Origin of the sequence: Amycolatopsis sp. NPDC006131 (assembly GCF_040614175.1) — a bacterium.
Taxonomy (GTDB): Bacteria; Actinomycetota; Actinomycetes; order Mycobacteriales; family Pseudonocardiaceae; genus Amycolatopsis_E; species Amycolatopsis_E tucumanensis.
The window spans coordinates 1-21732 of record NZ_JBEXTX010000066.1; the positions used below are offsets into that span (position 1 = coordinate 1).

At 71.2% G+C, this 21732-nt stretch carries 22 protein-coding genes; 8 read left to right on the plus strand and 14 right to left on the minus strand.

All coding sequences use genetic code 11. The annotated features are described in order from the left end of the window. Positions 1-137: 137 nt before the first annotated feature. From ABZ215_RS28185 to tig, 5 genes are all read right to left on the minus strand, one after another. Positions 138-542 (minus strand): hypothetical protein, encoded by a 405-nt coding sequence (locus ABZ215_RS28185; RefSeq protein ID WP_354952869.1) that lies wholly within the window; start codon positions 540-542, stop codon positions 138-140. Between the two features lie 42 nt (positions 543-584). Continuing rightward, the gene (gene clpX, locus ABZ215_RS28190) at positions 585-1880 is read right to left on the minus strand and encodes an ATP-dependent Clp protease ATP-binding subunit ClpX (RefSeq protein WP_020420755.1); all 1296 of its coding nucleotides are present in this window, start codon (positions 1878-1880) and stop codon (positions 585-587) included. A 226-nt stretch (positions 1881-2106) separates the two neighbouring features. Next, positions 2107-2736 carry an ATP-dependent Clp protease proteolytic subunit gene (locus ABZ215_RS28195; RefSeq protein ID WP_020420754.1) on the minus strand — a complete coding sequence of 210 codons (630 nt, stop codon included), beginning with the start codon at positions 2734-2736 and terminating at the stop codon, positions 2107-2109. 26 nt (positions 2737-2762) lie between these two features. Further along, positions 2763-3377, minus strand: coding sequence for an ATP-dependent Clp protease proteolytic subunit (locus tag ABZ215_RS28200; RefSeq protein ID WP_020420753.1), 615 nt, complete (start codon positions 3375-3377; stop codon positions 2763-2765). 140 nt (positions 3378-3517) lie between these two features. Next, entirely contained in the window at positions 3518-4909 is a 1392-nt protein-coding gene (tig, locus tag ABZ215_RS28205) for a trigger factor (RefSeq protein WP_020420752.1), read from the minus strand. 219 nt (positions 4910-5128) lie between these two features. On the opposite strand from tig, the gene ABZ215_RS28210 reads away from it, so the two are divergent. Next, positions 5129-6673, plus strand: a complete 1545-nt coding sequence (locus tag ABZ215_RS28210; RefSeq protein ID WP_354952871.1) for an FAD-binding oxidoreductase — start codon at positions 5129-5131, stop codon at positions 6671-6673. Positions 6674-6677: 4 nt separating this feature from the next. On the opposite strand, the gene ABZ215_RS28215 is transcribed toward ABZ215_RS28210, so the two are convergent. Beyond that, complete coding sequence (locus tag ABZ215_RS28215) at positions 6678-7007, minus strand: SRPBCC family protein (RefSeq protein WP_020420750.1); 330 nt, start codon at positions 7005-7007, stop codon at positions 6678-6680. A gap of 51 nt (positions 7008-7058) precedes the next feature. Between ABZ215_RS28215 and ABZ215_RS28220 the strand changes: the two genes are divergently transcribed. Further along, entirely contained in the window at positions 7059-7466 is a 408-nt protein-coding gene (locus tag ABZ215_RS28220) for a MarR family transcriptional regulator (protein ID WP_354952873.1), read from the plus strand. On the opposite strand, the gene ABZ215_RS28225 is transcribed toward ABZ215_RS28220, so the two are convergent. Then, entirely contained in the window at positions 7463-8617 is a 1155-nt protein-coding gene (locus ABZ215_RS28225; RefSeq protein WP_354952875.1) for an MFS transporter, read from the minus strand. The two genes, ABZ215_RS28220 and ABZ215_RS28225, sit on opposite strands and share 4 nt — an antisense overlap. A 90-nt stretch (positions 8618-8707) precedes the next feature. On the opposite strand from ABZ215_RS28225, the gene ABZ215_RS28230 reads away from it, so the two are divergent. Beyond that, positions 8708-9289, plus strand: a complete 582-nt coding sequence (locus tag ABZ215_RS28230; RefSeq protein ID WP_354952877.1) for an XRE family transcriptional regulator — start codon at positions 8708-8710, stop codon at positions 9287-9289. Positions 9290-9372: 83 nt separating this feature from the next. Here ABZ215_RS28230 and ABZ215_RS28235 read toward each other — a convergent pair whose 3' ends face one another. Together ABZ215_RS28235 and ABZ215_RS28240 are read right to left on the minus strand one after the other, a co-directional pair. Then, entirely contained in the window at positions 9373-9609 is a 237-nt protein-coding gene (locus tag ABZ215_RS28235) for a PASTA domain-containing protein (RefSeq protein WP_354952879.1), read from the minus strand. Positions 9610-9998: 389 nt separating this feature from the next. Next, on the minus strand, positions 9999-10571 hold the full coding sequence (locus ABZ215_RS28240) for a hypothetical protein (RefSeq protein ID WP_354952881.1): 573 nt from the start codon (positions 10569-10571) through the stop codon (positions 9999-10001). A gap of 156 nt (positions 10572-10727) precedes the next feature. Here ABZ215_RS28240 and ABZ215_RS28245 point away from each other — a divergent pair, with 156 nt between their 5' ends. The 4 genes from ABZ215_RS28245 (at position 10728) to ABZ215_RS28260 (ending at position 15376) form a co-directional block, all read left to right on the plus strand. Next, positions 10728-12242: a HAMP domain-containing sensor histidine kinase gene (locus ABZ215_RS28245; RefSeq protein ID WP_354952883.1), complete on the plus strand. Its 1515-nt coding sequence runs from the start codon at positions 10728-10730 to the stop codon at positions 12240-12242. Then, complete coding sequence (locus ABZ215_RS28250) at positions 12239-14125, plus strand: glycosyltransferase family 39 protein (protein ID WP_354952885.1); 1887 nt, start codon at positions 12239-12241, stop codon at positions 14123-14125. Before ABZ215_RS28245 ends, ABZ215_RS28250 begins: the two co-directional genes overlap by 4 nt. 78 nt (positions 14126-14203) lie before the next feature. Further along, complete coding sequence (locus ABZ215_RS28255) at positions 14204-14923, plus strand: protein phosphatase 2C domain-containing protein (protein ID WP_354952887.1); 720 nt, start codon at positions 14204-14206, stop codon at positions 14921-14923. A 12-nt stretch (positions 14924-14935) separates the two neighbouring features. Beyond that, complete coding sequence (locus ABZ215_RS28260; RefSeq protein ID WP_020423305.1) at positions 14936-15376, plus strand: YbjN domain-containing protein; 441 nt, start codon at positions 14936-14938, stop codon at positions 15374-15376. Between the two features lie 5 nt (positions 15377-15381). Here the strand turns inward: ABZ215_RS28260 and ABZ215_RS28265 are convergent, their stop codons facing one another. From ABZ215_RS28265 to ABZ215_RS28280, 4 genes are read right to left on the minus strand one after another with little or no spacing between them, the layout of a single operon-like run. After that, positions 15382-16794, minus strand: coding sequence for a GH1 family beta-glucosidase (locus ABZ215_RS28265; RefSeq protein ID WP_354952889.1), 1413 nt, complete (start codon positions 16792-16794; stop codon positions 15382-15384). A gap of 2 nt (positions 16795-16796) precedes the next feature. Beyond that, entirely contained in the window at positions 16797-17639 is an 843-nt protein-coding gene (locus ABZ215_RS28270; protein WP_354952891.1) for a carbohydrate ABC transporter permease, read from the minus strand. Further along, a complete protein-coding gene (locus tag ABZ215_RS28275) occupies positions 17636-18616 on the minus strand; it encodes a sugar ABC transporter permease (protein ID WP_354952893.1) in 981 nt (326 codons plus the stop codon). The genes ABZ215_RS28270 and ABZ215_RS28275 overlap by 4 nt, the downstream gene beginning before the upstream one ends. A 19-nt stretch (positions 18617-18635) precedes the next feature. Beyond that, positions 18636-19925: an ABC transporter substrate-binding protein gene (locus ABZ215_RS28280; protein WP_354952895.1), complete on the minus strand. Its 1290-nt coding sequence runs from the start codon at positions 19923-19925 to the stop codon at positions 18636-18638. 124 nt (positions 19926-20049) lie between these two features. On the opposite strand from ABZ215_RS28280, the gene ABZ215_RS28285 reads away from it, so the two are divergent. Further along, complete coding sequence (locus ABZ215_RS28285; protein WP_354712501.1) at positions 20050-21099, plus strand: LacI family DNA-binding transcriptional regulator; 1050 nt, start codon at positions 20050-20052, stop codon at positions 21097-21099. 12 nt (positions 21100-21111) lie between these two features. Here the strand turns inward: ABZ215_RS28285 and ABZ215_RS28290 are convergent, their stop codons facing one another. Continuing rightward, the gene (locus tag ABZ215_RS28290; RefSeq protein WP_354952897.1) at positions 21112-21657 is read right to left on the minus strand and encodes a CGNR zinc finger domain-containing protein; all 546 of its coding nucleotides are present in this window, start codon (positions 21655-21657) and stop codon (positions 21112-21114) included. Positions 21658-21732: the final 75 nt, after the last annotated feature.

Below are 21732 nucleotides of genomic sequence, written 5' to 3' on the forward strand. Positions count from 1 at the left end.
CAAGGCGGGAAAGCGTGCCTTGACACGGCTGGTCGGCGACTAAAGATCGGCTGTGGATCGGGGGCGGGGGAGGTCTGGTTGGGGTAGTCGCTTGCCTTTCGTTGCCGGCTTGCGTTGCGTTTCCCGGTGGTGCTGGGTCAGCTGACCCAGCGGCCCACTACCGACAGCAGCCACAGGCCGATGAGCGTCGCCGCGAAGAGGAGGCTTGACCAGCGCAACAGGGGGCGGTAGTCGCCGTCCGCGGTGCGTACCCGGCGTAGCGCGTAGAACCCGACGCCGAGCACCGGGAGCGGGATCAGGGGCAGCGCCGACAGCCGCACGGGGGCGGCTACCACGCACGCCAACGTCATCAGCCCGAGCAGCACCAGCATGACCTTGTACAGGATCGGACTGCTCAGGTACGGCGCGACCACCCGGAAGGTCAGGTCGCTGATGCCGCGCACATCGTCCCGCCCCTCCGGGACGACGGTGTCCCCGGCCGCCTCGGCCGGAGCGGTGCCCTCGCCGGCACCCGAACGGGGACCAGCCCCCTCCACGCTCATCCGGCTAGCTTAGCGAGCGTGGAGGAGCCGCCTTCACGCAGATCAGGCCGTTTTCTCGCCACGTTCGCTGCTGCGCCGCCGGGACGGCTGACGCGACACGATCGTGGGATTGACGTTCTCGCGGACCGTCTGCTCCGTGATGACGACCTTGGCGACGTCGGTGCGGCTCGGGATGTCGTACATCACCGGCTGCAGCACCTCCTCCATGATCGCGCGCAGACCACGGGCGCCGGTGCCGCGCAGCACCGCCTGGTCGGCGATGGCTTCGAGCGCCGTCTTGGTGAACTCCAGCTCGACGTTGTCCATCTCGAAGAGCTTCTTGTACTGCTTCACCAGGGCGTTGCGCGGCTCGGTGAGGATCCGGACCAGCGAGTGCTTGTCCAGGTGCGTCACGTTCGCCACGACCGGGAGACGGCCGATGAACTCCGGGATCAGCCCGAACTTGATCAGGTCCTCGGGCATGGTGTCGGAGAAGACGTCGCTCTCCTCGATCTCGGCCTTCGTGCGGATCTCGGCGCCGAAACCGAGGCCACGCTTGCCGACCCGCTCGTTGATGATCTTCTCCAGGCCCGCGAACGCGCCCGCCACGATGAACAACACGTTCGTGGTGTCGATCTGGATGAACTCCTGGTGCGGGTGCTTGCGCCCACCCTGCGGCGGCACCGACGCCGTCGTGCCCTCCAGGATCTTCAGCAGCGCCTGCTGCACACCCTCACCGGACACGTCCCGCGTGATCGACGGGTTCTCCGACTTGCGGGCGATCTTGTCGACCTCGTCGATGTAGATGATGCCCGTCTCGGCGCGCTTGACGTCGTAGTCCGCGGCCTGGATCAGCTTCAGCAGGATGTTCTCGACGTCCTCGCCGACGTACCCGGCCTCGGTGAGCGCCGTGGCGTCCGCGATCGCGAACGGCACGTTCAGCATCTTGGCCAGGGTCTGCGCGAGGTAGGTCTTGCCGCAGCCGGTGGGCCCGAGCAGCAGGATGTTCGACTTCGCCAGCTCGACCGGCTCGTCCTTGGCGTCCTTCGGACCGGTCTTGTCCTCGGACTGGATGCGCTTGTAGTGGTTGTACACCGCCACGGCGAGCGTCCGCTTCGCGTCGCTCTGGCCGATGATGTACTGGTCGAGGAACTCGTGGATGTCGAGCGGCTTGGGCAGCTCGTCGAGCTTGACGTCGCCGGCCTCGGCCAGCTCCTCCTCGATGATCTCGTTGCACAGGTCGATGCACTCATCGCAGATGTAGACGCCAGGTCCGGCGATGAGCTTCTTCACCTGTTTCTGGCTCTTCCCGCAGAAAGAACACTTCAGCAGGTCCCCGCCGTCGCCGATCCGTGCCATGACCGTTGACCTGTTCCCCTCCGGTGCGCCTGCCGGCACACCTGATCGTGTTCCTGCCCTCGCCGCCGAGCCAGCGGGAAAAATGGCCGCTGCCCCTAGACGGTACCCGCCCGGAGCGCCGCGCGGGAGGACCAGCGGGCGCCGGGCGCCCCGAGACCCTAAACCGGGGGCCGGGGCGCGCCGGGTAGGACACGCACCGGCCGGGTCAGAGTCCCGGGGCCGGGCCTCAGCCGATCTGCGTCGCCTTGCGGTACGGCAGCACCTCGTCGATGATGCCGTACTCCTTGGCCTGCTCGGCGGTCAGGATCTTGTCGCGCTCGATGTCCGCGCGGACCTCGTCGGCGGTCTTGTTCGTGTGCTTGGACAGCGTGGTCTCCATCAGGCGGCGCACCCGCTGGATCTCGTTGGCCTGGATCTCCAGGTCCGAGACCTGCCCGTAGGTGCCCTCGGTGGCCGGCTGGTGGATCAGCACACGGGCGTTGGGCAGCGCGAGCCGCTTGCCCTTGGTGCCCGCCGCCAGCAGGACCGCGGCCGCGGAGGCGGCCTGGCCCAGCGCGACGGTCTGGATGTCCGGGCGCACGAACTGCATGGTGTCGTAGATCGCCATCAGCGAGGTGAACGAGCCACCCGGCGAGTTGATGTAGATCGTGATGTCGCGGTCCGGGTCCTCGTGCTCGAGGTGCAGCAGCTGGGCCATCACGTCGTTGGCCGACGCGTCGTCCACCTGCACACCCAGGAAGATGACCCGCTCCTCGTACAGCTTGTTGTACGGGTTCGACTCCTTCATGCCGTAGCTCGTGCGCTCGACGTACGACGGCAGGATGTACCGGGACTGCGGAAGCTGGAAGTTGTTCATGAGAGCTTTCTCCTCATCAGGCCCGGTCAGCGGCTGCCGTTGCTGGACGGGAGCTGGTTCTCCCGGGTGAGGACGTGGTCGACGAAGCCGTACTCCCGCGCCTCCTCGGCGGTGAACCAGCGGTCCCGGTCGCCGTCGGCGATGATCTGCTCGACCGACTGACCGGTCTGCTCGGCGGTGATCCGGGCCAGCTCCTGCTTCCACTTGCCGAAGACCTCGGCCTGGATCGCGATGTCGGACGCGGTGCCACCGACACCGGCCGACGGCTGGTGCATCAGGATGCGCGCGTGCGGGAGCGAGTAGCGCTTCCCGGGGGCGCCCGAGGACAGCAGGAACTGCCCCATCGAGGCGGCCAGGCCCATCGCGTAGGTCGCCACGTCCGGCTCGATGAGCTGCATCGTGTCGTAGATGGCGAACCCGGCGGTCACCGAGCCGCCCGGCGAGTTGATGTAGAAGCGGATGTCCGACTCGGAGTCCTCCGCGGACAGCAGCAGGAGCTGCGCGGTGATCCGGTTCGCCACCTCGTCGTTGACCTCGGAGCCGAGGACGACGATGCGCTCCTGGAGCAGCCGCTCGTACACCGAGTCGGTCAGATTGAGGCCCGCGGTCGAGCTGCGAGCCTCTGCCTTGTGCTGCGTCACGTCTGCCTGCCTTTTCACCGCTGTGGCCCTCCCGGAGGGAGATCCACTGTGCACTGTCGAAGATGCTGAGATCTTGTAACCGACCCTAACGAACTCGGGCGGCCCGGCATGCCCGGTACCGCCCAAGTTCGCTGACAGCTTTATTTCTCGGAAGCGGCCGCGGGTTCCTCGGTGACCTCGGTCTCAGTGGCGGCCGCGGGGGCCTCGTCCTCGTCGCCGCCGAAGAGGTCGCTCAGGTCGATCTCGGCGCCGGAGGCGTCGGTGACCGTCGCCTTGCGCACGATCGACGCCAGCGCCTTGCCGCGGCGCACGTCGGCGAAGATCGCGGACAGCTGGCCCGACTGCTGGGCCCGCTGCACGTACTCGTCCGGGCTGATGCCGAAGCGCTGGGCCTGGTAGATGATCCGCTCGGTCAGCTCGGCATCACCCACCTGGACCTCCTCCGCGTCGGCGACGCTGTCCAGCAGCAGCTGGGTGCGCACCGCCTTCTCGGCCTCGGTCTGCAGCTCGGCGTGGAACTCCTCCAGGGTCTTGCCCTGGGTCTCCAGCACCTTCGCGAGGTTCTCCTCGCTGTGGTCCAGGTCGTGGATCGCGTCGTGCTTGCGGTTCTCGACCTCGGCCTCGACGACCTTCTCCGGCAGCGGGACGTCGACGGACTCCAGCAGCTCGTCCAGGATCTTGTCGCGCGCCTGCACGCCCTGCTGGACCTTCTTCATCTTGGCCAGGCGCTCGCGCAGGTCGGCCTTGAGCTCGTCGATGGTGTCGAACTCGCTCGCCAGCTGGGCGAACTCGTCGTCGGCCTCGGGGAGCTCGCGCTCCTTGACGCTCTGCACGGTCACCGACACCTCGGCGTCGCGGCCGGCGTACTCACCCGCCACCAGCTTCGTGGTGAAGGTCTTGGTCTCGCCCTCGTTCGCGCCGATGATGGCCTCGTCGATGCCGTCGACCAGCTGGCCGGAGCCGATCTCGTAGGACAGGCCGCTGGTGGCCGCCTCCTCGACCTCCTGGCCGTCGACCGTGGCCGACAGGTCGATCGACACGAAGTCGCCGTCCTGGGCGGGACGCTCGACGCCCTTCAGGGTGCCGAAGCGGGCGCGGAGGTTGTCCAGCTCGGCGTCGACCTCCTCGTCGGTGACCTCGACGTCGTCGACGCTGACCGACAGGCCGCTGAAGTCGGGGAGGGTGATCTCCGGGCGGATGTCCACCTCGGCGGTGAACTCCAGCACCTCACGGTCCTCGAGCTTGGTGACCTCGAAGTCCGGCTGGCCGAGGGTGCGCACCTCGCCGGCCCGCACCGCCTCCAGGTACTTCGCCGGGATGGCCTCGTTGACGACCTCATCGAGCACCGGCGCGCGGCCGATCCGGCTCTCCAGGACGCGAGCGGGCACCTTGCCGGGGCGGAAGCCCGGGATGCGGACCTGCTGGGCGATCTTGGAGTAGGCGCGGTCGAAGTTCGGTTTGAGTTCGTCGAACGGCACCTCGACATTGATCTTGACTCGCGTCGGGCTGAGCTGCTCGACGGTGCTCTTCAACGTGTTCTCCTCGAGCCGTGAAAACCTGGTTTTCGGGTGGTAGCCGACAAGCGGGCACGGCTGTGCCCAAAGGCCGAGTCTAGGCCAGTGACCCGACAGCACCGGCCCGGCCCTGCCTGCCAGGCGGTGCGGTACGGGCGCGTGCGCTCCGTTTACATTTACGCACGCTTTGTCTACCGTCTTGGTCCTGCCGTCCCGCCGTCCCCAGGAGCCCGGTCCGTGACAGCCGATGCCCAGGTCCAGGGCGTTCCGCAGGTCGTGGCGGAACCCCCGACGCGCCTGCCGATGGTGGTGGCGCCGACCGTCGCGCTGGCCGCCTGCGGGCTGGGCCTGTGGAGCTGGGCGACCCTGCTCGCCCTGGTCTGGCACTCACCGGCCTGGGTGACCGTGCCGCTGCACACGCTCGCCGTGGTCGCCCTGTTCACCGTGCTGCACGAGGCCGCGCACCACGCCGCGGGCAGCCTCACGTGGGTGAACGGGGCGCTCGGCCGCCTGACGGTGCCGTTCGTGTCGCCGTTCGGCGGTTTCCCCGCGGCCAGGTACGTGCACCTCACCCAGCACCGGTCCGGTTCGCCGGAGCACCTCACGCCGTGGAACACGCGTGGACCGGCGTGGACGCTGCCGCTGCGATGGGCCACCGTCGACCTCTGGTACGCGTGGCGCTACCTGTCCACGCCGGGGCGGCCGACCGCGGAGAGCGCCGAGATGCTCGGGATGCTGGTGTTCCTGCCGTGCGTGCTCGCGGCCGTGGTCGGCACCGGGCACGGGTGGGAGCTGGCGGTGGTCTACGTGGTGCCGCAGCGGCTCGCGCTCGCGCTGGTGTCGTGGTGCCACGACTGGCACCCGCGGCGGCGGCCGACCGGCTACCACCGGATGCACGCCGAGCGGCCCGGCCGTCCGTTCTACCGCTACACCGCGATCCCCCGGCCGCGGTCGCCGGAGCCGGCGGCGCCCGCCGCCGAGGCGCCGACGGAGTTCCACCCGCTGACCGTCACCGGCGTGCGCTCGCTGACCGGCGAGGCCGTCGTGGTCACCCTCGCCGTGCCGGACGATCTGCGCGAGGTCTTCCGGTTCACGCCGGGACAGCACCTCGTGCTGCGGGCCGAGGTCGACGGCGAGCCGGTGGAGCGCAGCTACGCGATCTGCGCGTGCCCGGACGAGCCGGAGCTGCGGGTGGCGATCAAGCGGGTGCCCGGCGGGCGGTTCTCCGGGTACGCCATGGGGTTGCGGCTCGGCGACCGGGTCCTGGCGCGGCCGCCGTCCGGGACGTTCACACTGCGCTCGGAACCGCGGCACGTGGTGGCCGTCGCGGCGGGGTCGGGGATCGCGCCGGTGCTGCCGGTCGTGGTGCACCTGCTCGAGAAGTCACCGCGCAGCCGGGTGACGCTGCTGTACGTGAACCGGTCCGGGGACGACACGCTGTTCGCCGACGAGCTGTCGGAGTACACGCGCCGCTTCGAAGGGCGGCTGCGGGTGACGCACTACCGGACCGACGAGCGCGACCCGAGCCTGCGGTACGCGCGGGGGACGCGGCCGTTCGACAGCATCGGCCAGGCGCTGGCGATCTCGTACGAGCGGTACCTGCCGGGCGGGCTGGACCCGGGCCGCATCCGGGGGCTGCTGGAGGCGCGCCTGCACCCGTCGAAGGTGGACGAGTGGCTGCTGTGCGCGCCGCCCGAGGTCGCCGGGCCGGTGCGGTCGGCGCTGGCCGAGCACGCCGTGCCGGACGAGGCCGTGCACGTGGAGCACTTCCACCGGCCCTGACCGGTCATTCGCAGAGCGTGCGGACGGACTCCAGTTCACCGCGCACGACCGACGCCTGCTCCGCGACGACCGTCTCCGGTGTGCCGTCCGGGAAGAACATCGTGAACTGGTACTCGGCACCCTCGCCGTTGGGGAGCACGCGGGTGTAGACGCCGGCGGCCGGGTTGTCGGCGGCGAAGAAGTCGACGGTGCCGTGTTCCCGTGACGCGCGGACGCGCACGCGTGTGCCGTCCACGCCGGGCGCCCACTTCGGCAGCTGGCTGGGGTCGGACACGAGGTCGAAGACGGTCTGGGGCGTGGCGGCGATCGAGACGGACTCGGTAATCGTAGGCATGAGCAGATCGTACGCTCTTGCTTATCGTCTTGTCACTCTACGATTCGGTGCGTGGCAGAACTCGGCGCCTCGCTGGCGCGCATCGTGCGGCGGTTGATGAAGGCGGAGGAGCCCGTGCTGCGCGCGCACGGGCTGTCGATGTGGGCGTATGCGGCGTTGTCGAGCCTCGCCGCGCAGCCGGCGACCTCGCAGCTGGCGCTGGCGAAGGCCATCGGCTACGACAAGACCCGGCTGATCGGCCTGCTTGACGAACTCGCCGAGGAGGGCCTGGTGGTGCGCGAACGCGACCCGGCGGACCGCCGCTCGCACACGGTGCGGCTCACCCCGGACGGCGAGGCCCGCCACGCCGCGGCGCGGGCCGCCATCCGCGCCGTGGAGGACGAGCTGCTCGGCCCGCTGAGCGCCGCCGAGCAGCGTTCGTTCCGCGCGATGCTGGCCCGCGTCGCGGAGGGGGCCTAACGCCGGTCCAGCAGGATCAGCGGCACGGCGGCCGCGGCGAGCGCGGCGCCGATCAGGCAGACCGAGGTGAGCGGGGCGCCCCACGTGAGCGCGGCCGCAGCCAGCGCCGGGGTGATGCTGATCCCCAGCTGGAACGCCGAGACGGTGGTGGCGCCGGCGAGGGTCGGCGCGCCGGCCGCGACGGTGAAGACGCGTCCGTAGATGGCCGGGTTCAGCACGAACGCCGACACGCCGAGCAGGAAGACCAGCGGCACCACCGCCCAGCCGTGCCCGACCGCGGCGGCCATCGCCACCGAGAGCACCACGATCGCGCCGGCGCCGGTCAGCAGCGCCAGGTGCGGGCGGCGGTCGGACACCCGGCCGGCGATCGACAGCCCGGCGAACGCCCCGATGCCGAACAGCGCGAGGATCGCCGGGACCCACACCTCGGGCACGGTGAGCATGGCCGCCAGGTAGTTGAACGTGATCATGTAGGCGGCCGTGGTCAGGATCGTGATCGCGAACAGGCCCCACAGCGCCGGTTTCCGCATGGTGGCGAGTTCACCCGGGACGCTGGGCCTGCTCGCGTGGTTCGGCGTGGCGGGGATGCCGAGCAGGCACCCGGCGATCCCGGCCACCGTCAGGGCCACCACCGCCCAGAACCCGCCGCGCCAGTCGGTGAAGTGGCTGAGCAGCGTGCCCGCGGGCCCGCCGGCGACCATCGCCACGCTGAGCCCGCTCACCACGACGCCGGAGGCCCTGGCTTTCCGGTCGGGGGTCACGAGGCTGATCGCGGTCACCGACGCGACCGCGAAGAAGCCGGCGTAGGCGATGCCGGCGACCACGCGCGTGACCACCAGGACGGGGTAGTCGCCGAGCAGCCCGGCGGCGATGCTCGCGGCGAAGACACCCTGCGCGACCACCAGGGTCGTGCGGCGCGGCCAGCGCAGGCTGAGTACCGCGAACGGCGGCCCGCCGAGCACCACCCCGAGCGCGAACGCGGTGATGAGGAACCCGGCCGAGGACAGCGTGACGTCCAGGTCCGCGGCGACCGCCGGCAGTACCCCGGCCAGCAGGAACTCCGCCGTGCCCATCGCGAACAGGCTGAAGCCGAGCAGGTACACCCCTGCGGGCAGGCGGTTCCGGGTCCGCCTGCCGACCGACATCTCCATTCGGATCACCTCCACCGCGAGGATCCGGAGATCCGCCCGGCTCCGACAACAGACGTTGCCGAAACCGGGACGCACTGGTTCACTGCGCCCGTGGAGTCGCAACCGACCGTCGGCGCCGTCATCGAGCAGATCGCTCCCCGGCTGCGGCGCGCCCGTGAGCGGAAGAACGTCAGCCTGACCGCGCTGGCGCGCGCCACCGGCATCTCGACGAGCACGTTGTCGCGGCTGGAGTCGGGTCAGCGCAAACCGAGCCTGGAGCTGCTGCTGCCGGTCACCGCCGCGCTGGGGGTGCCGCTCGACGAGATCGTCGCCGCGCCCCGGATCGTCGACCCGCGGGTGCCCCAGGAGCCGACGCGGAAGGACGGCAGGGTGCTGATCCCGCTGTCCCGGCAGCAGACCGAACCGCGGGCGTACAAGATGATCATCCCGGCGCACGACGAGCAGCCGCACCTGCGCACCCACGCGGGCCACGAGTGGCTGTACGTGCTGCGTGGACGGCTCCGCGTGCAACTGGGCGGCCAGGACTTCGTGATGGGCGCCGGGGAGGCCGCCGAGTTCGACTGCCAGATCCCGCACTGGTTCGGCGCGGCCGGCCGGGGTGCCGTGGAGGTGCTGAGCCTGTTCGGCAAGCAGGGTGAGCGCATCCACCTGCGCACGCGTGCGCGCGGCTGACGGTTAGGGCGGGGCGTCCCGGTCGACCCACACCGTGACGGTGCGCGGACGGCGCGATGGCGCGCCAGGCGCGCCGCTGGCGGTCAGGCCGGCGCGTCCCGCTCGAGCCAGACCGTCACCGTCTGCGGACGGCGCGGTGTCGTGCCGTGCGGCCCCTGGCGAGCGATGCGTCCGGCGGAAGGCGGTGCGCCGGTCTCCCCGTCGGTCACCACCACGCCGGTTTCGTCGGCCAGCGCGCGAGCCTGCGGGACCGACAGCCCCACGAACTCCGGGACCGGCCACTCGGGCTGGTAGTTCAGGTTCCGCGACGCCCCGCCCATCCGGCGATGCTAACGGCGCAGCCGCAAAGCCAGCGTCGGGCAGAGGCGGGCCGCTCGTTCGGCGTGTGGGACCAGTCCGGGTGGCACCTCGGGCTCCCGGGTGGGCGGCACCGGGTAGCCCCCCGGGTCCCGGTCCAGCGCGCCAGCGCCGTGCGCGAGGCCCGCGTCCCGGTCGGCCAGCGCGGGAAACCCCGTTGCGGCGCGCGCTCGCCCCGCCAGGTAGGCCCTATCCGCGCCGCCGTCCGTGGGACGACAAGTCCCCGCCGCGGAGCGCGGGCACCGTAGCGCTGTCCGAAGTGGACTCCCCCGTCGCTGACGCCTCGTGCACCGTGCCCGCGACCGTGGTCAGCCAGCCGGCCCGCCGCGCGCCGCCCTCCCGCGCGCCCACGTCAGTTCGAGCCCGACGTGCTGTCGTCGCGGCGCGGCAGCACGCCCTGCTGACCGCCCGGGCCGCCCGGGCCTGCCATAGCAGTGCCCTCGGTCAGCGTGTCGGCGGTCGCGGCGTCGCCGGACACCGATGCGACGACCGTGACCGTGTCGCCGGTGGCGATGCTGCTCAGGTCGGCGTTGTCGCCGACCGCGGTGTCGCTGTCGATCGTGTAGGTCTTGGTGTAGCCGTCGTCGCTCCTGGCGGTCAGCGACGTCGCGCTGACCTCGGTCACGGTGCCGATCTGCAACAGCTCGGTGGTGTAGCCGCCGTTGCCGTCGGAGACGACGTACTCGCCGTGCAGCGCGTTCACCATCGCGCTCGGCGAAGCGCCGCCGGGCATCCCCATGCCGCCCTGGCCCATCGCCGACGAATCGGTCGAACCGCTCGCCGCGTAGATCGCCACGCCACCCGCGCCCGCGACGCCGACCGCGACGGCGACCGCGGCGACGGTCTTGCGCGCGGACCACTTCCGCGGCGGCTGCTGGGCGCCCCATTCCTGGGACTGCGGGGCGGTCTGCTGTTCCGTGGTCATCGTGGGTTCCTCTCGCCGGTGCGTCGAGGACCAGCTTCGGCGGCTCCGCTGTGGACCGACTGTGGGACGGGTGAAGGATTCCTGTGCCCGGACGGACACAGCCGCCTCACAGGGACGGCACAAGCACCACACACGAACCCGACGGATCGTCGTGGCATGAACCTGCCCCACCGGCGGGCCGGGACGCGACCGCGGCGCGTCCGCCCGCTGCGGACCAAGCTGATCGCGGCGCTCGTCGCGCTGCTCGCCGTGGTGTGCCTGGTGGTGGGCGTGATCAGCGAGTTCGCGCTGAGCAGGTTCCTCACCCAGCAGGTCGACACCCAGGTGCGGGACGCGGTCGAGCGGACCCGGCACTTCGACGGGCCCGCCGGAAACGATCCGCTGCACATCCCGGGCACCGCGGAAGGCACCCTGTACGCGCAGCTCTCCGGCGGCCGGGTGCTCGAAGCGGCCACCCTCGCCCCCATCCCGGGCTCGCCGGAGAACGAGGCGCAGGCGCTGCCCGCCGCCGACGCCGCGGCCCTGCCGGCGATCCCGGTCGACGGCCACGCCCACACGATCTCGCTGTCCAGCGGCGACTACCGGGTCATCGCGACCATCGACGACGGGGTCGTGCTGGTCCTCGGCCTGCCGATGAACCAGGCCGAGGACACGCTGCTCACCGTCGGGATCATCCTCGCCGCGGTCGCCGCGATCGCCGTGCTGGGCGCGGGGTTCGTCGGGGCGTTCGTCGTGCGCCGGACCCTGCGCCCGCTGGACCGCGTGGCCGCGGCGGCGTCCAAGGTGACCGAGCTGCCGCTGGACCGCCGCGACGTCGCGTTGTCGGTGCGCGTCCCGGTCACCGACACCGACCCCTCCACCGAGGTCGGTCAGGTCGGCTACGCGCTGAACCGGATGCTCGTGCACATCGACAACGCCCTCGATGCCCGCGCGAACAGCGAGATGCGGGTGCGCCAGTTCGTCGCGGACGCCAGCCACGAGCTGCGCACGCCGCTCGCCGCGATCCGCGGGTACGCCGAGCTGACCCGGCGCAGCGGCGGCCGCGTGCCGCCGGAGATCGCGCACGCGATGAGCCGCGTCGAATCCGAGGCCGACCGCATGACGACGCTGGTCGACGACCTGCTGCTGCTCGCCCGGTTGGACGCGGGACGCCCGCTCGACGCCGGCGAGGTCGACCTGACCCGTCTGGTGGCCGACGCCGTCGGCGACGCCCACATCACCGGGCCGGGGCACCGGTGGCGGCTCGAGCTGCCGCCCGACCCGGTCGTGGTGACCGGCGACGCGCAGCGCCTGCACCAGGTGCTCGGCAACCTGCTCGCCAACGGCCGCACGCACACCCCGCCCGGCACGACGGTGACCACGCGGCTGACCGTGTCGGCGGACGGCAGCGCGGTCCTGACCGTCACCGACGACGGCCCCGGCATCGCGCCGGACCTGCTGCCGCACGTCTTCGAACGCTTCGCACGCGGCGACTCGTCACGCTCCCGCGCGGCAGGCAGCACCGGTCTCGGCATGGCCATCGTCGCCGCGGTGGTGCACGCGCACCACGGCACGGTCGGCGTGCACAGCAGACCCGGCCGCACCGAGTTCGAGGTGCGGCTGCCGCGCACAGGTTCCGCACAGGAACGCCACAAGACCGGCCAAGCTCGCGCGGTCACAGTGAACTCATGACGGCCCTCGCCGAGCGCGGCTCCGCGCCCTCGACCCCCGAACCCGCCGATCCGCACCCGCCCCGCCCGGGGTGGGTGCGCCCGGCACTGGGCGGGCTGCTGATCGCCACCGCCGTGCTCTACCTGTGGGGGCTGAGCGCGTCCGGCTGGGCCAACGCGTTCTACTCGGCCGCCGCGCAGGCCGGCGGGGAGAGCTGGAAGGCGTGGTTCTTCGGCTCCAGCGACGCCGCGAACGCGATCACCGTCGACAAGACACCCGCCGCCCTGTGGGTGATGGGCCTGTCGGTGCGGCTGTTCGGGCTCAGTTCGTGGAGCATCCTCGTGCCGCAGGCGCTGATGGGCGTCGGCTCGGTGTGGGCGCTGTTCGCTTCCGTGCGCCGCGTCTCCGGGCCGACGGCAGGACTGCTGGCAGGTGCGGTGCTCGCGCTGACCCCGGTGGCGGCGCTGATGTTCCGCTTCAACAACCCGGACGCGCTGCTGGTCCTGCTGCTCGTGCTCGGCGCGTATTGCGTGACGCGGGCGCTGGAGAAGGCGTCCCCGAAGTGGCTCGCGCTGGCCGGGGTCGCGGTCGGGTTCGGCTTCCTGGCGAAGATGCTGCAGGCGTTCCTGGTGCTCCCGGCGTTCGCGATCGCCTACCTCGTCGCCGCGCCCGCCCCGCTGGGCAAGCGGCTGCTGCACCTGCTCGGCGCGCTGGGCGCGGTGGTCGTCTCGGCGGGCTGGTACCTCGCGGTCGTCGAGCTGTGGCCGGCGGACTCGCGGCCGTTCATCGGCGGGTCGCAGAGCAACAGCATCCTCGAACTGACCCTCGGCTACAACGGCGTCGGCCGGATCACCGGCGACGAGGTCGGCAGCCTCGGCGGCGCGCAGAGCAGCGGCAGCTGGGCGCGGCTGTTCGGCAGCGAGATGGCGGGTGGGATCGCCTGGCTGCTGCCCGCCGCGGCGATCGCGCTCGGCGCGCTCGCGTGGCTGACCTGGCGCGCCCCGCGCACCGACCGGACCCGCGCCGCGACGATCCTGTGGGGCGGCTGGCTGGTCGTCACCGGCGGCGTGTTCAGTTTCATGAGCGGGATCATCCACCCCTACTACACGGTCGCGCTGGCCCCGGCGGTCGCCGCGCTCGTCGGCACCGGCGCCGTGCGGCTGTGGCGGGCGCGGACGCACCCGATCGCGTCCGGGTTGCTGTCCAGCGGGGTCGTGCTCACCGCGCTGACCGCGTACCTGTTGCTGACGCGGGAATCCACCTGGCTGCCCTGGCTGAAGTACGTGGTGCTGCTGCTCGGGGTGGCCGCCGCGGTGCTGGTGCTGGTGTCCGACCGGCTGCCGCGCGCCGGCGCCCGCGGGGTCGCGGTGCTGGCCCTGATCGCCTCGCTCCTCGGGTCCGGCGCGTACACGGTGGCGACCGTCGCCACGGCGCACTCCGGCGCAATCCCCTCGGCCGGGCCGAGCAGCGGCGGGTTCGGCGGCTTCGGCGGCCAGGGCGGCCCGCCCGGTGGTGGTCAGCGCGGCGGGATGCGCGGCGGCGTCGGCAGCCTGCTCACCACCACGACACCGAGCGCCGAGATGACCGCGCTGCTGCAAGCCGACGCGGAGAACTACACGTGGGTCGCGGCCACCGTCGGCTCCAACCCGGCGGCGAGCTACCAGCTGGCGTCCGGCTTCCCTGTGATGGCGCTGGGCGGGTTCAACGGCACCGACCCGTCCCCGACGCTGGCGCAGTTCCAGCAGTACGTGGCGGACGGGCGGATCCACTACTTCATCGGCGAGCCGACCGAGATCAACAGCACCGGCGGCAGCGACGCGGCCGAGGAGATCGCCGAGTGGGTCGCCGCGAACTTCACCGCCACGACCGTCGGCGGCACCACGGTGTACCTGCTGAGCTCATAACCTGGCTTCACGCTGATCTCAGCCTGAGCACAGGCGGGCGGTCGACAGTGGAGGTATAACAGCACGAAGGAGGCCACCATGCACCGCCTCACCACCAGCCCCGTGTGGGCCACCGCGACCACCCGCGGCCCGCGTTCGGTGAACGCCGACGCCACCGCGGCCTACACCGACCCGAGCACCGGGGAGGTCGTGTTCGCCCTCGCCGACGGCGTGGGCGACGAGCCGAGCGCCGCGCGGGCCGCCCAGGTCGCCGTCGCCACCGCCGTCCAGGTGCCCGCGTCGCAGGGGCCTGCCGCCGCGCTGGCCGCGGCGCAGCGGGCGGTCCGCGCCGAGCCGGCGGGCGACTGCGTGCTGGTGGTCGCGACGCCCGTCGACGGCGGTTACCGCGTCGGGTGGGTCGGCGACGTGCGGGCCTACGCCTGGAACGGCGACTCGCTGCGGCAGCTGACCAGGGACCACACGCTGGCGCAGTACTTCCGCGACCGCGGCCAGGTGCCCACCCCCAGGATGGAGCACCTGGTCACGACCAGCGTGCGGACGGCGCGCCCGGACGAGTTCGGCCACGCCGACGCGATGGGTCCCGCGGGGCTGCTGCTGACCAGCGACGGCGTCCACAAGGTCCTGACCCGCGCCGCGATGGCCGAGCTGCTGCGCGTACCGTCGAACAGCGCGCAGGCGCTGGTGGACGCGGCGCTGGCGGCGGGGGGCCACGACAACGCGACCGCCCTGATGGCCGACCTGGCGCCCGCCCTGCCCGACCTGACCACCACCCCGCTGCCCACGGTCACCCCCGCCTGACAGGATCTCCGGATGACCACCGAGATCGTCGTTCCCGACCAGGCCTTCGTCGAGCGGCTGCTGGAGGAGATGGGGCTGGAGTACGGCCTCGACGAGGACGGCGATCTCGGCGCCCCGTGGGAGCACTTCCGGATGTACTTCGTGTTCCGCGGCGCGGACGAGGGACGGACCTTCGCCGTGCGCACCTTCTACGACCGCCGCCACGCGATCGAGGCCAAGCCGCACCTCCTGGAACTCCTCGACGACTGGAACCGCCGCACGCTGTGGCCGAAGGTGTACAGCCACACCGGCGACGACGGTGCGGTCACGCTGGTCGGTGAGGCGATGATGCTGATCGGCGCCGGCGTCACGGTGGAGCACTTCGTGACCACCACCGCCACCTGGATCCACGCGTCCGTCGAGTTCGACACGTGGCTCGTGGAGCAGCACCGCCTGCTCACCGACGAGACGTAGCACCGTCACCCGCGGACCGGCGGCACCGCGTTGTCGCGGATCACGTCGGCGTAGAAGTGGGCGCTGCGCTTCATCGTGCGGACCTGCGTCCGGTAGTCCACGTGCACCAGCCCGAAGCGCTTCGAATACCCCTCCGCCCACTCGAAGTTGTCCAGCAGCGACCAGTACGAGAACCCCCGCAGGTCGACCCCCTGCGCGAGCGCCGCGTGCGCCGCCCGCAGGTGGGCGGCGAGGAACTCGACCCGCTCGACGTCGTCGATCCAGCCGTCCGGCCGCACGGAGTCGTCGTAGGCCGCGCCGTTTTCCGTGACGTACAACGGCACCGCCGGGTACTCGCGGTGCACCCGCACCAGCGTCTCGGTCAGCCCCTCCGGCTGCACGAACCACCCCGAGTGCGTCACCGACGCCGCCGTGTCGGGCACGAACCCGATCCCGTCCGCGCCAACCCACTCCAGCCCGCCCGGCTCGACCCCTGGCCGCAGCGTGCCGGTGACCTCGTAGCCGCGGTAGTAGTTGATCCCCATCTGGTCGATCGGCGCCCCGATCAGCGCCAGGTCCCCGTCCCGCACGCAGGCGCCGAGGCCGAACGGCTCCAGGTCCGCCAGCAGGTCCTCCGGGTACCGCCCACGCAGCACCGGGTCGAGGAACAGCCGGTTCTGCAACCCGTCCACCCGCCGCGCCGCGTCGCGGTCCGCCGCCGACGACGGGTCCTCCGCCCGCACCGGGTACAGGTTCAGCGTGATGCCCGCCTGCGCCCGCGGCGCGTGCCGCCGGATCTCGGCGAGGCCGAGGCCGTGCGCGAGCAGCAGGTGGTGCGCCGCCGCGACCGCCGCGCGCGGCTCCTGCCTGCCCGGCGCGTGGATCCCCTTGGCGTAGCCCAGAAACGCCGAGCACCACGGTTCGTTCAGCGTGGACCAGAACGGCACCCGGTCGCCCAGCCGCTCGGCGGCCGACGCGGCGAACTCGGCGAACCGGTGGGCGGTGTCGCGTGCGGCCCATCCGCCGCGCTCCTCCAGCGCCTGCGGCAGGTCGAAGTGGTAGAGCGTCGCCCACGGGGTGATCCCCCGCTCCAGCAACGAGTCCACCAGCCGCTCGTAGAAGTCCAGCCCCGCCGGGTTGACCGCGCCGCCGTCCGGGCGCACCCGGGACCAGGCCAGCGAGAACCGGTACACCCCGAGCCCGAGTTCGGCCATCAGCGCGACGTCGTCCCGGAAGCGGTGGTAGTGGTCGGCGGCAGGCTCTCCGGTGTCACCGCCCGCGACCGCGCCCGGACGACGGCAGAACGCGTCCCAGATCGAGTCGGTGCGACCGTCCACAGTGGTCGCCCCCTCGATCTGGAAGGCGGCCGTGCTGACCCCCCACGCGAACCCGGGCGGGAACTCCAGCCCGGCGGTGACCTCTTCACCCAGAACCGACATGCTCACCCTTTCACCGCGCCCTGCATGATCCCGGACACGATCTGGCGCCCGAGCAGCAGGAAGACGATCAGAACCGGAATGGTCGCCAGCGTGGTCCCGGCCAGCACCAGCGAATAGTCGACGTAGTGGCCGCTCTGCAGCTTCTCCAGCGCCACCTGCACGGTGGGGTTGCCCGCGTCGAGCACGATCAGCGGCCACAGGAAGTCGTTCCACGACATCATGAACGTGAACATCGCGAGCACCGCGGCCGCCGGGCGGATCGCGGGCAGGCAGACGTGCACGAAGGTCCCGAACACGCCGCACCCGTCCACCCGCGCGGCCTCGATCAGCTCGTACGGCACGGCGTCCACGATGTACTGGCGCATCCAGAACACCCCGAACGCGGTGACCAGGTTCGGCACGATCACCGCCTGCAGGTGCCCGGCCCAGCCGAGCTCGGACATCATGATGAACAGCGGGATCACGCCCAGCTGCGTGGGCACCGCGAGCGTCACCACGATGAACACGAACAGCCCGTTCGAGCCGCGGAACCGCATCTTGGCGAAGGCGAACCCGGCGAGTGCGGAGAACAGCACGGTCGTCAGCGTCACCGTGCCTGCCACGATCACGCTGTTGCCCAGCGCCTTCCAGAACGGCACCGCGTCGAACACGCGGACGGCGTTGGCCCAGAAGTTCCCGCCCGGCAGCAGCGGCGGCAGGTGGTCCGACAGCATGCCGGTGTCGCGGCTGGCCACCAGGAACGACCAGTAGAACGGGAACAGCGAACCCGCGACGAACGCGATCAGCGTGGCGTAGACGAAGAAGCGCGAACCGCCGCGCCCGCGCGGGAATCTCAGTGTGGTCATCGTTTCAGTCCCGTCGTCGCGGCGACCCGCCGGGTGATCAGGAAGTTGACCAGCGCGATGAGGACGATCAGCAGGAACAGCAGCCACGCGATCGCCGAGGCGTAGCCGAGGTCGAAGCCCTCGAACGCCGACTGGTACAGGTACAACGTCAGGGTCTGGAACTGGTGCTGCGAACCGCCGTTGTTCGACCCGGGCATCGCGTCGAACAACTTGGGCTCGGTGAAGATCTGCAGCCCGCCGATCGTCGAGGTCACCACCACGAAGATCAGCGTGGGCTTCAGCATCGGCAGCGTGATGGAGAAGAACCGGCGGACCGCGCCGGCCCCGTCGACCACCGCCGCCTCGTACACGTCCCGCGGCAGCGCCTGCATCGCCGCCAGCACGATCAGCGCGTTGTAGCCGGTCCAGCGCCAGTTGACCATCGTCGCGATCGCCAGGTGGCTGGCGAACCCGTTGGCCTGCCACTCCACCCGGTCCAGCCCCACCGCCTCCAGCATCGCGTTGACCAGCCCGTACCGCGGGCCGAACAGGTTCGCGAAGATGATGCCGAGCGCGACGAGGCTGGCCGAGTAGGGCAGCAGGATCCCGACCCGCCAGCTCGCCGGGAAGCGCAGCCGCAGCGACAGCAACGCCGCGAGCAGGATCGCGATCACCAGCTGCGGCCCGCTGGAGAGCACGAAGATCGAGATCGTGTTCACGACCGCGTTCCAGAATTGCGCGTCGCCCAGCAGCGTCACGAAGTTCTCCAGCCCGACGAACTTCGGGTCGTCGTCGCCGATCTCCCAGTCGAACAGCGACACGTAACCCGTGTAGAGCAGGGGGAACAGGCCGGTCAGGCCGAACACCACGAAGAACGGCGCGATGTAGAGGTACGGCGAAAACCTGACGTCCCAGCGCGACAACCGTTGCCGCAGCGTCGGTCTCACCGGTTCCGGCGGCACGTCCTGCCGCGGTGGTTTTTCGGCCACAGTGGTCATCGGCCCGTTCCCCCTGCGCTCACTTCACGATCTTCTTGGCTTCGTCGACCACCTGCTGCCAGGCCTGGCCGGGTGGTGTCCCCTGCTCGACGGCCTGCAGCGCCGGGCTGGTGACGTTCTCCTGGATCTGGCCGTCGCCGGGACCCTTGTACTGCGCGCGGGTCACCTTCTTGGCCTGCTCGGAGTAGAGCTCGCCGACCTTGGTGTCGCCGAAGTACGGCTCGGTCTGCTGCAGCAGCTGCGGCGAGGTGAGCGCCTGCGTCTGGCTCGGGAAGTTGCCGCGCGCCTGGAACGCCTTGAGCTGCTGCTCCGGCGCGGTCAGCCACGCCGCGAACTCCGCGGCCTCCTTCGGGTGCTGGCTCTGCTTGGGCACGGTCAGGTACGAGCCGCCCCAGTTGCCGCCGCCGTTGGGGAACGCGTCGGTGACCGCCCACTTGCCCGCGTTGCCGGGACCGGCGTTCTCCTCGACCACGCCGAGCATCCACGACGGGCACACCGTGGTGGCGAAGGATCCCTGCTGGAACCCGGTCTTCCACTCGTTGCCGAACGCGATGAGCTTCGCGGACTGGCCGCGCTGGATCGCGCCGGTGATGCGGTCCCAGGCCGCCTTGATGCCCGGGTTCGTCTCGATGGTGAGGTTGTCGTTGCGGTCCAGGTAACCGGTTTCGAGCTGGTTGACCATCGAGTTGTACAGCTGCGAGGACGCGTCGAACCACGCCTTGCCACCGGTGCGCTGCACGTACTGGTCGCCGGCCGCGAAGTAGGACTCCCAGGTCGCGAAAAGCGACTTGACGCCCTCCGGATCGGACGGCAGCCCGGCGGCCTGCAGCAGGTCCTTGCGGTAGCACAGGGCCAGCGGGCCGATGTCGGTGCCGTAGCCGATCAGGCGGCCGTCGGAGTCCTTGCCCGCCTCGTACTTCCAGTTCAGCCACCGGTCCGGGGTCACGTCCTTGGGACCGATCTCGGTGAGGTCGTTGAACTTGGACGACTTGTCGATGATGTCGGAGAAGTGGCCCTCCTCGACCGCGACCACGTCCTCCAGCCCGTTGCCCGCGGCCAGCTTCGTGATCAGGTTCTGGTGGTAGGGGCCGCCCTCGCCGGTCTTGTGGTGGGTGATCTTGATGTTGGGGTGCAGGCGTTCGTACTCGGTGATCAGGTCTTCGTAGCCGAATTCGGTGAAGGTGCCGATGGACAGCTCGATCCGCCCGTCGCCGGACGTCCCGGACGAGCCGCCGCCACAGGCGGCCAGGCTCGCGCCCAGCACCGCCAGCCCGATCGCGAAGCTCACGCCCTTGTGAAGATGTCGCACGTCGATTCCCTAACTCGTGGGGTTCCAGGGAGGGAGATTTTGGGAGCGCTCCCAGAACGGGCTTGAGTGTGTCCCTAGTCACCCGCCGTGTCAAGATGCGCTATTGTTGGAAGCGCTCCCATCGATGGCGGAAGGTGACCCGGTGACCGCACACGGCAACCACGACGGTCGACCGACGCTGGAGGACGTGGCCGCCTTCGCCGGGGTCTCGCGCTCGACAGCGTCCCGGGCGCTCAACGACGACCCGAACGTCAGCGCCCGCGCCCGGGAAGCGGTGCGCGCGGCGGCGGCCGATCTGGGCTATTCGCCGAACCAGGCGGCGCGGTCGCTGGTGACGCGGCGGACGGGCGCGGTGGCGGTGGTGCTGTCCGAGCCGGAGGAGGTCGTGCTCGGCGATCCGTACCGGACCGCGGTGATGCGCGCCGGGTACCGGGAGCTGGCGGCGTCCGGCGCGCAGATGGTGTTGATGTTCTGCGACGGCCGGGACGACTTGGCGCGGACGTTGCGCTTCCTGGAGGGCGGGCACGTCGACGGGGCGCTGGTGTTCGCGCCGCACCAGGCGGACCCGTTGCCGCGGGCGCTGCGGCTGCTGCGGCTGCCGGTCGTGTTCGGCGGCCCGGCGGGCGGGGTGGCGCGCGGCGTGCACGTGATCGACTTCGACAACGAGTCCGGCGCGCGGCTCGCGGTGGAGCACCTGGTTTCGCTGGGCCGCCGCCGCATCGCGACGGTCGCCGGCCCGCAGGACCAGACCGCGGCGGTCCACCGGTTGTCCGGATGGCGCAAGACGCTGGCCGACGCGGGGCTGGAGTCGGCGGGCCTGGCGGAGGAGGCGGACTTCACGCTGGACGGCGGCCGCGACGCGATGGACCGGCTGCTCGCGCGGAAACCAGACCTGGACGCGGTCTTCGTGGCGAGCGACGTGATGGCCGCGGGCGTGTTGCAGTCACTGGGCGCCGCGGGCCGCCGCGTGCCCGCCGACGTGGCGGTCGTGGGTTTCGACGACCACCCGGCGCTGGCCACCGCGATGAACCCCCCGCTGACGACGGTGCACCAGGACCCGGCCGCCCAAGTGCGCCAGATGGTCGCCACGCTGACCGCCCTGCTGGCCGGCGAAACGATCCGCCCGCGGCGGCAGGTGCTGCCGGTGTCGCTGAAACTGCGCGAATCGGCGTGAGCCGCCCCGGCCTCAGCCGGCCCCGGCTCGCTCCCGTTCGTAGTGCCGGGCGGCTTTCGCCCGGTTGCCACACCCCGCCATCGAGCACCACCGGCGCGTGCCGTTCTTGGTCGTGTCGTAGAAGTGCAGCACGCACTTCGGGTGCGCCGCGCACCGCTTGATCCGCTCCGGCTTGCCGTCGACGAGTCCCAGGTAGTCCGTCGCGGCGAGCCAGGCAGGCAGCCAGGCCGGATCATCGGTCGTGCCACGCGCCTCCGGCCCTGCTGCGCCGAGCCGGTAGCGCAGCGCCCCGCGCTCGAGGATCAGGTTGAGTTCGCGAGCGGCGTCCCGCCCGGCTTCGCCGTCGACCAGGGCCCGGAGAACTTCCCGCGTCTCACGCAGGGCTCCGCGCGTCGCCTCGTTCGCGACCGCCCGGTCCGCCAGGCCGGCCGAGTGCAGCCAGACGCCCACACCGTCGGTGGAGTCGAGCAGGTCCTCGGGGCCGTTCTCGCCGATCCAATACGTGTTCAGCAGATCGAGGCACAGCGGCTCGCCGGTCAGCGGACGGGGATCTGACATGAGCCCATTCTATCCGGTCATCGACGAATAGGTGGTTGACACTGGATCGTCTAACCGCCTAACGTCATTAAGACA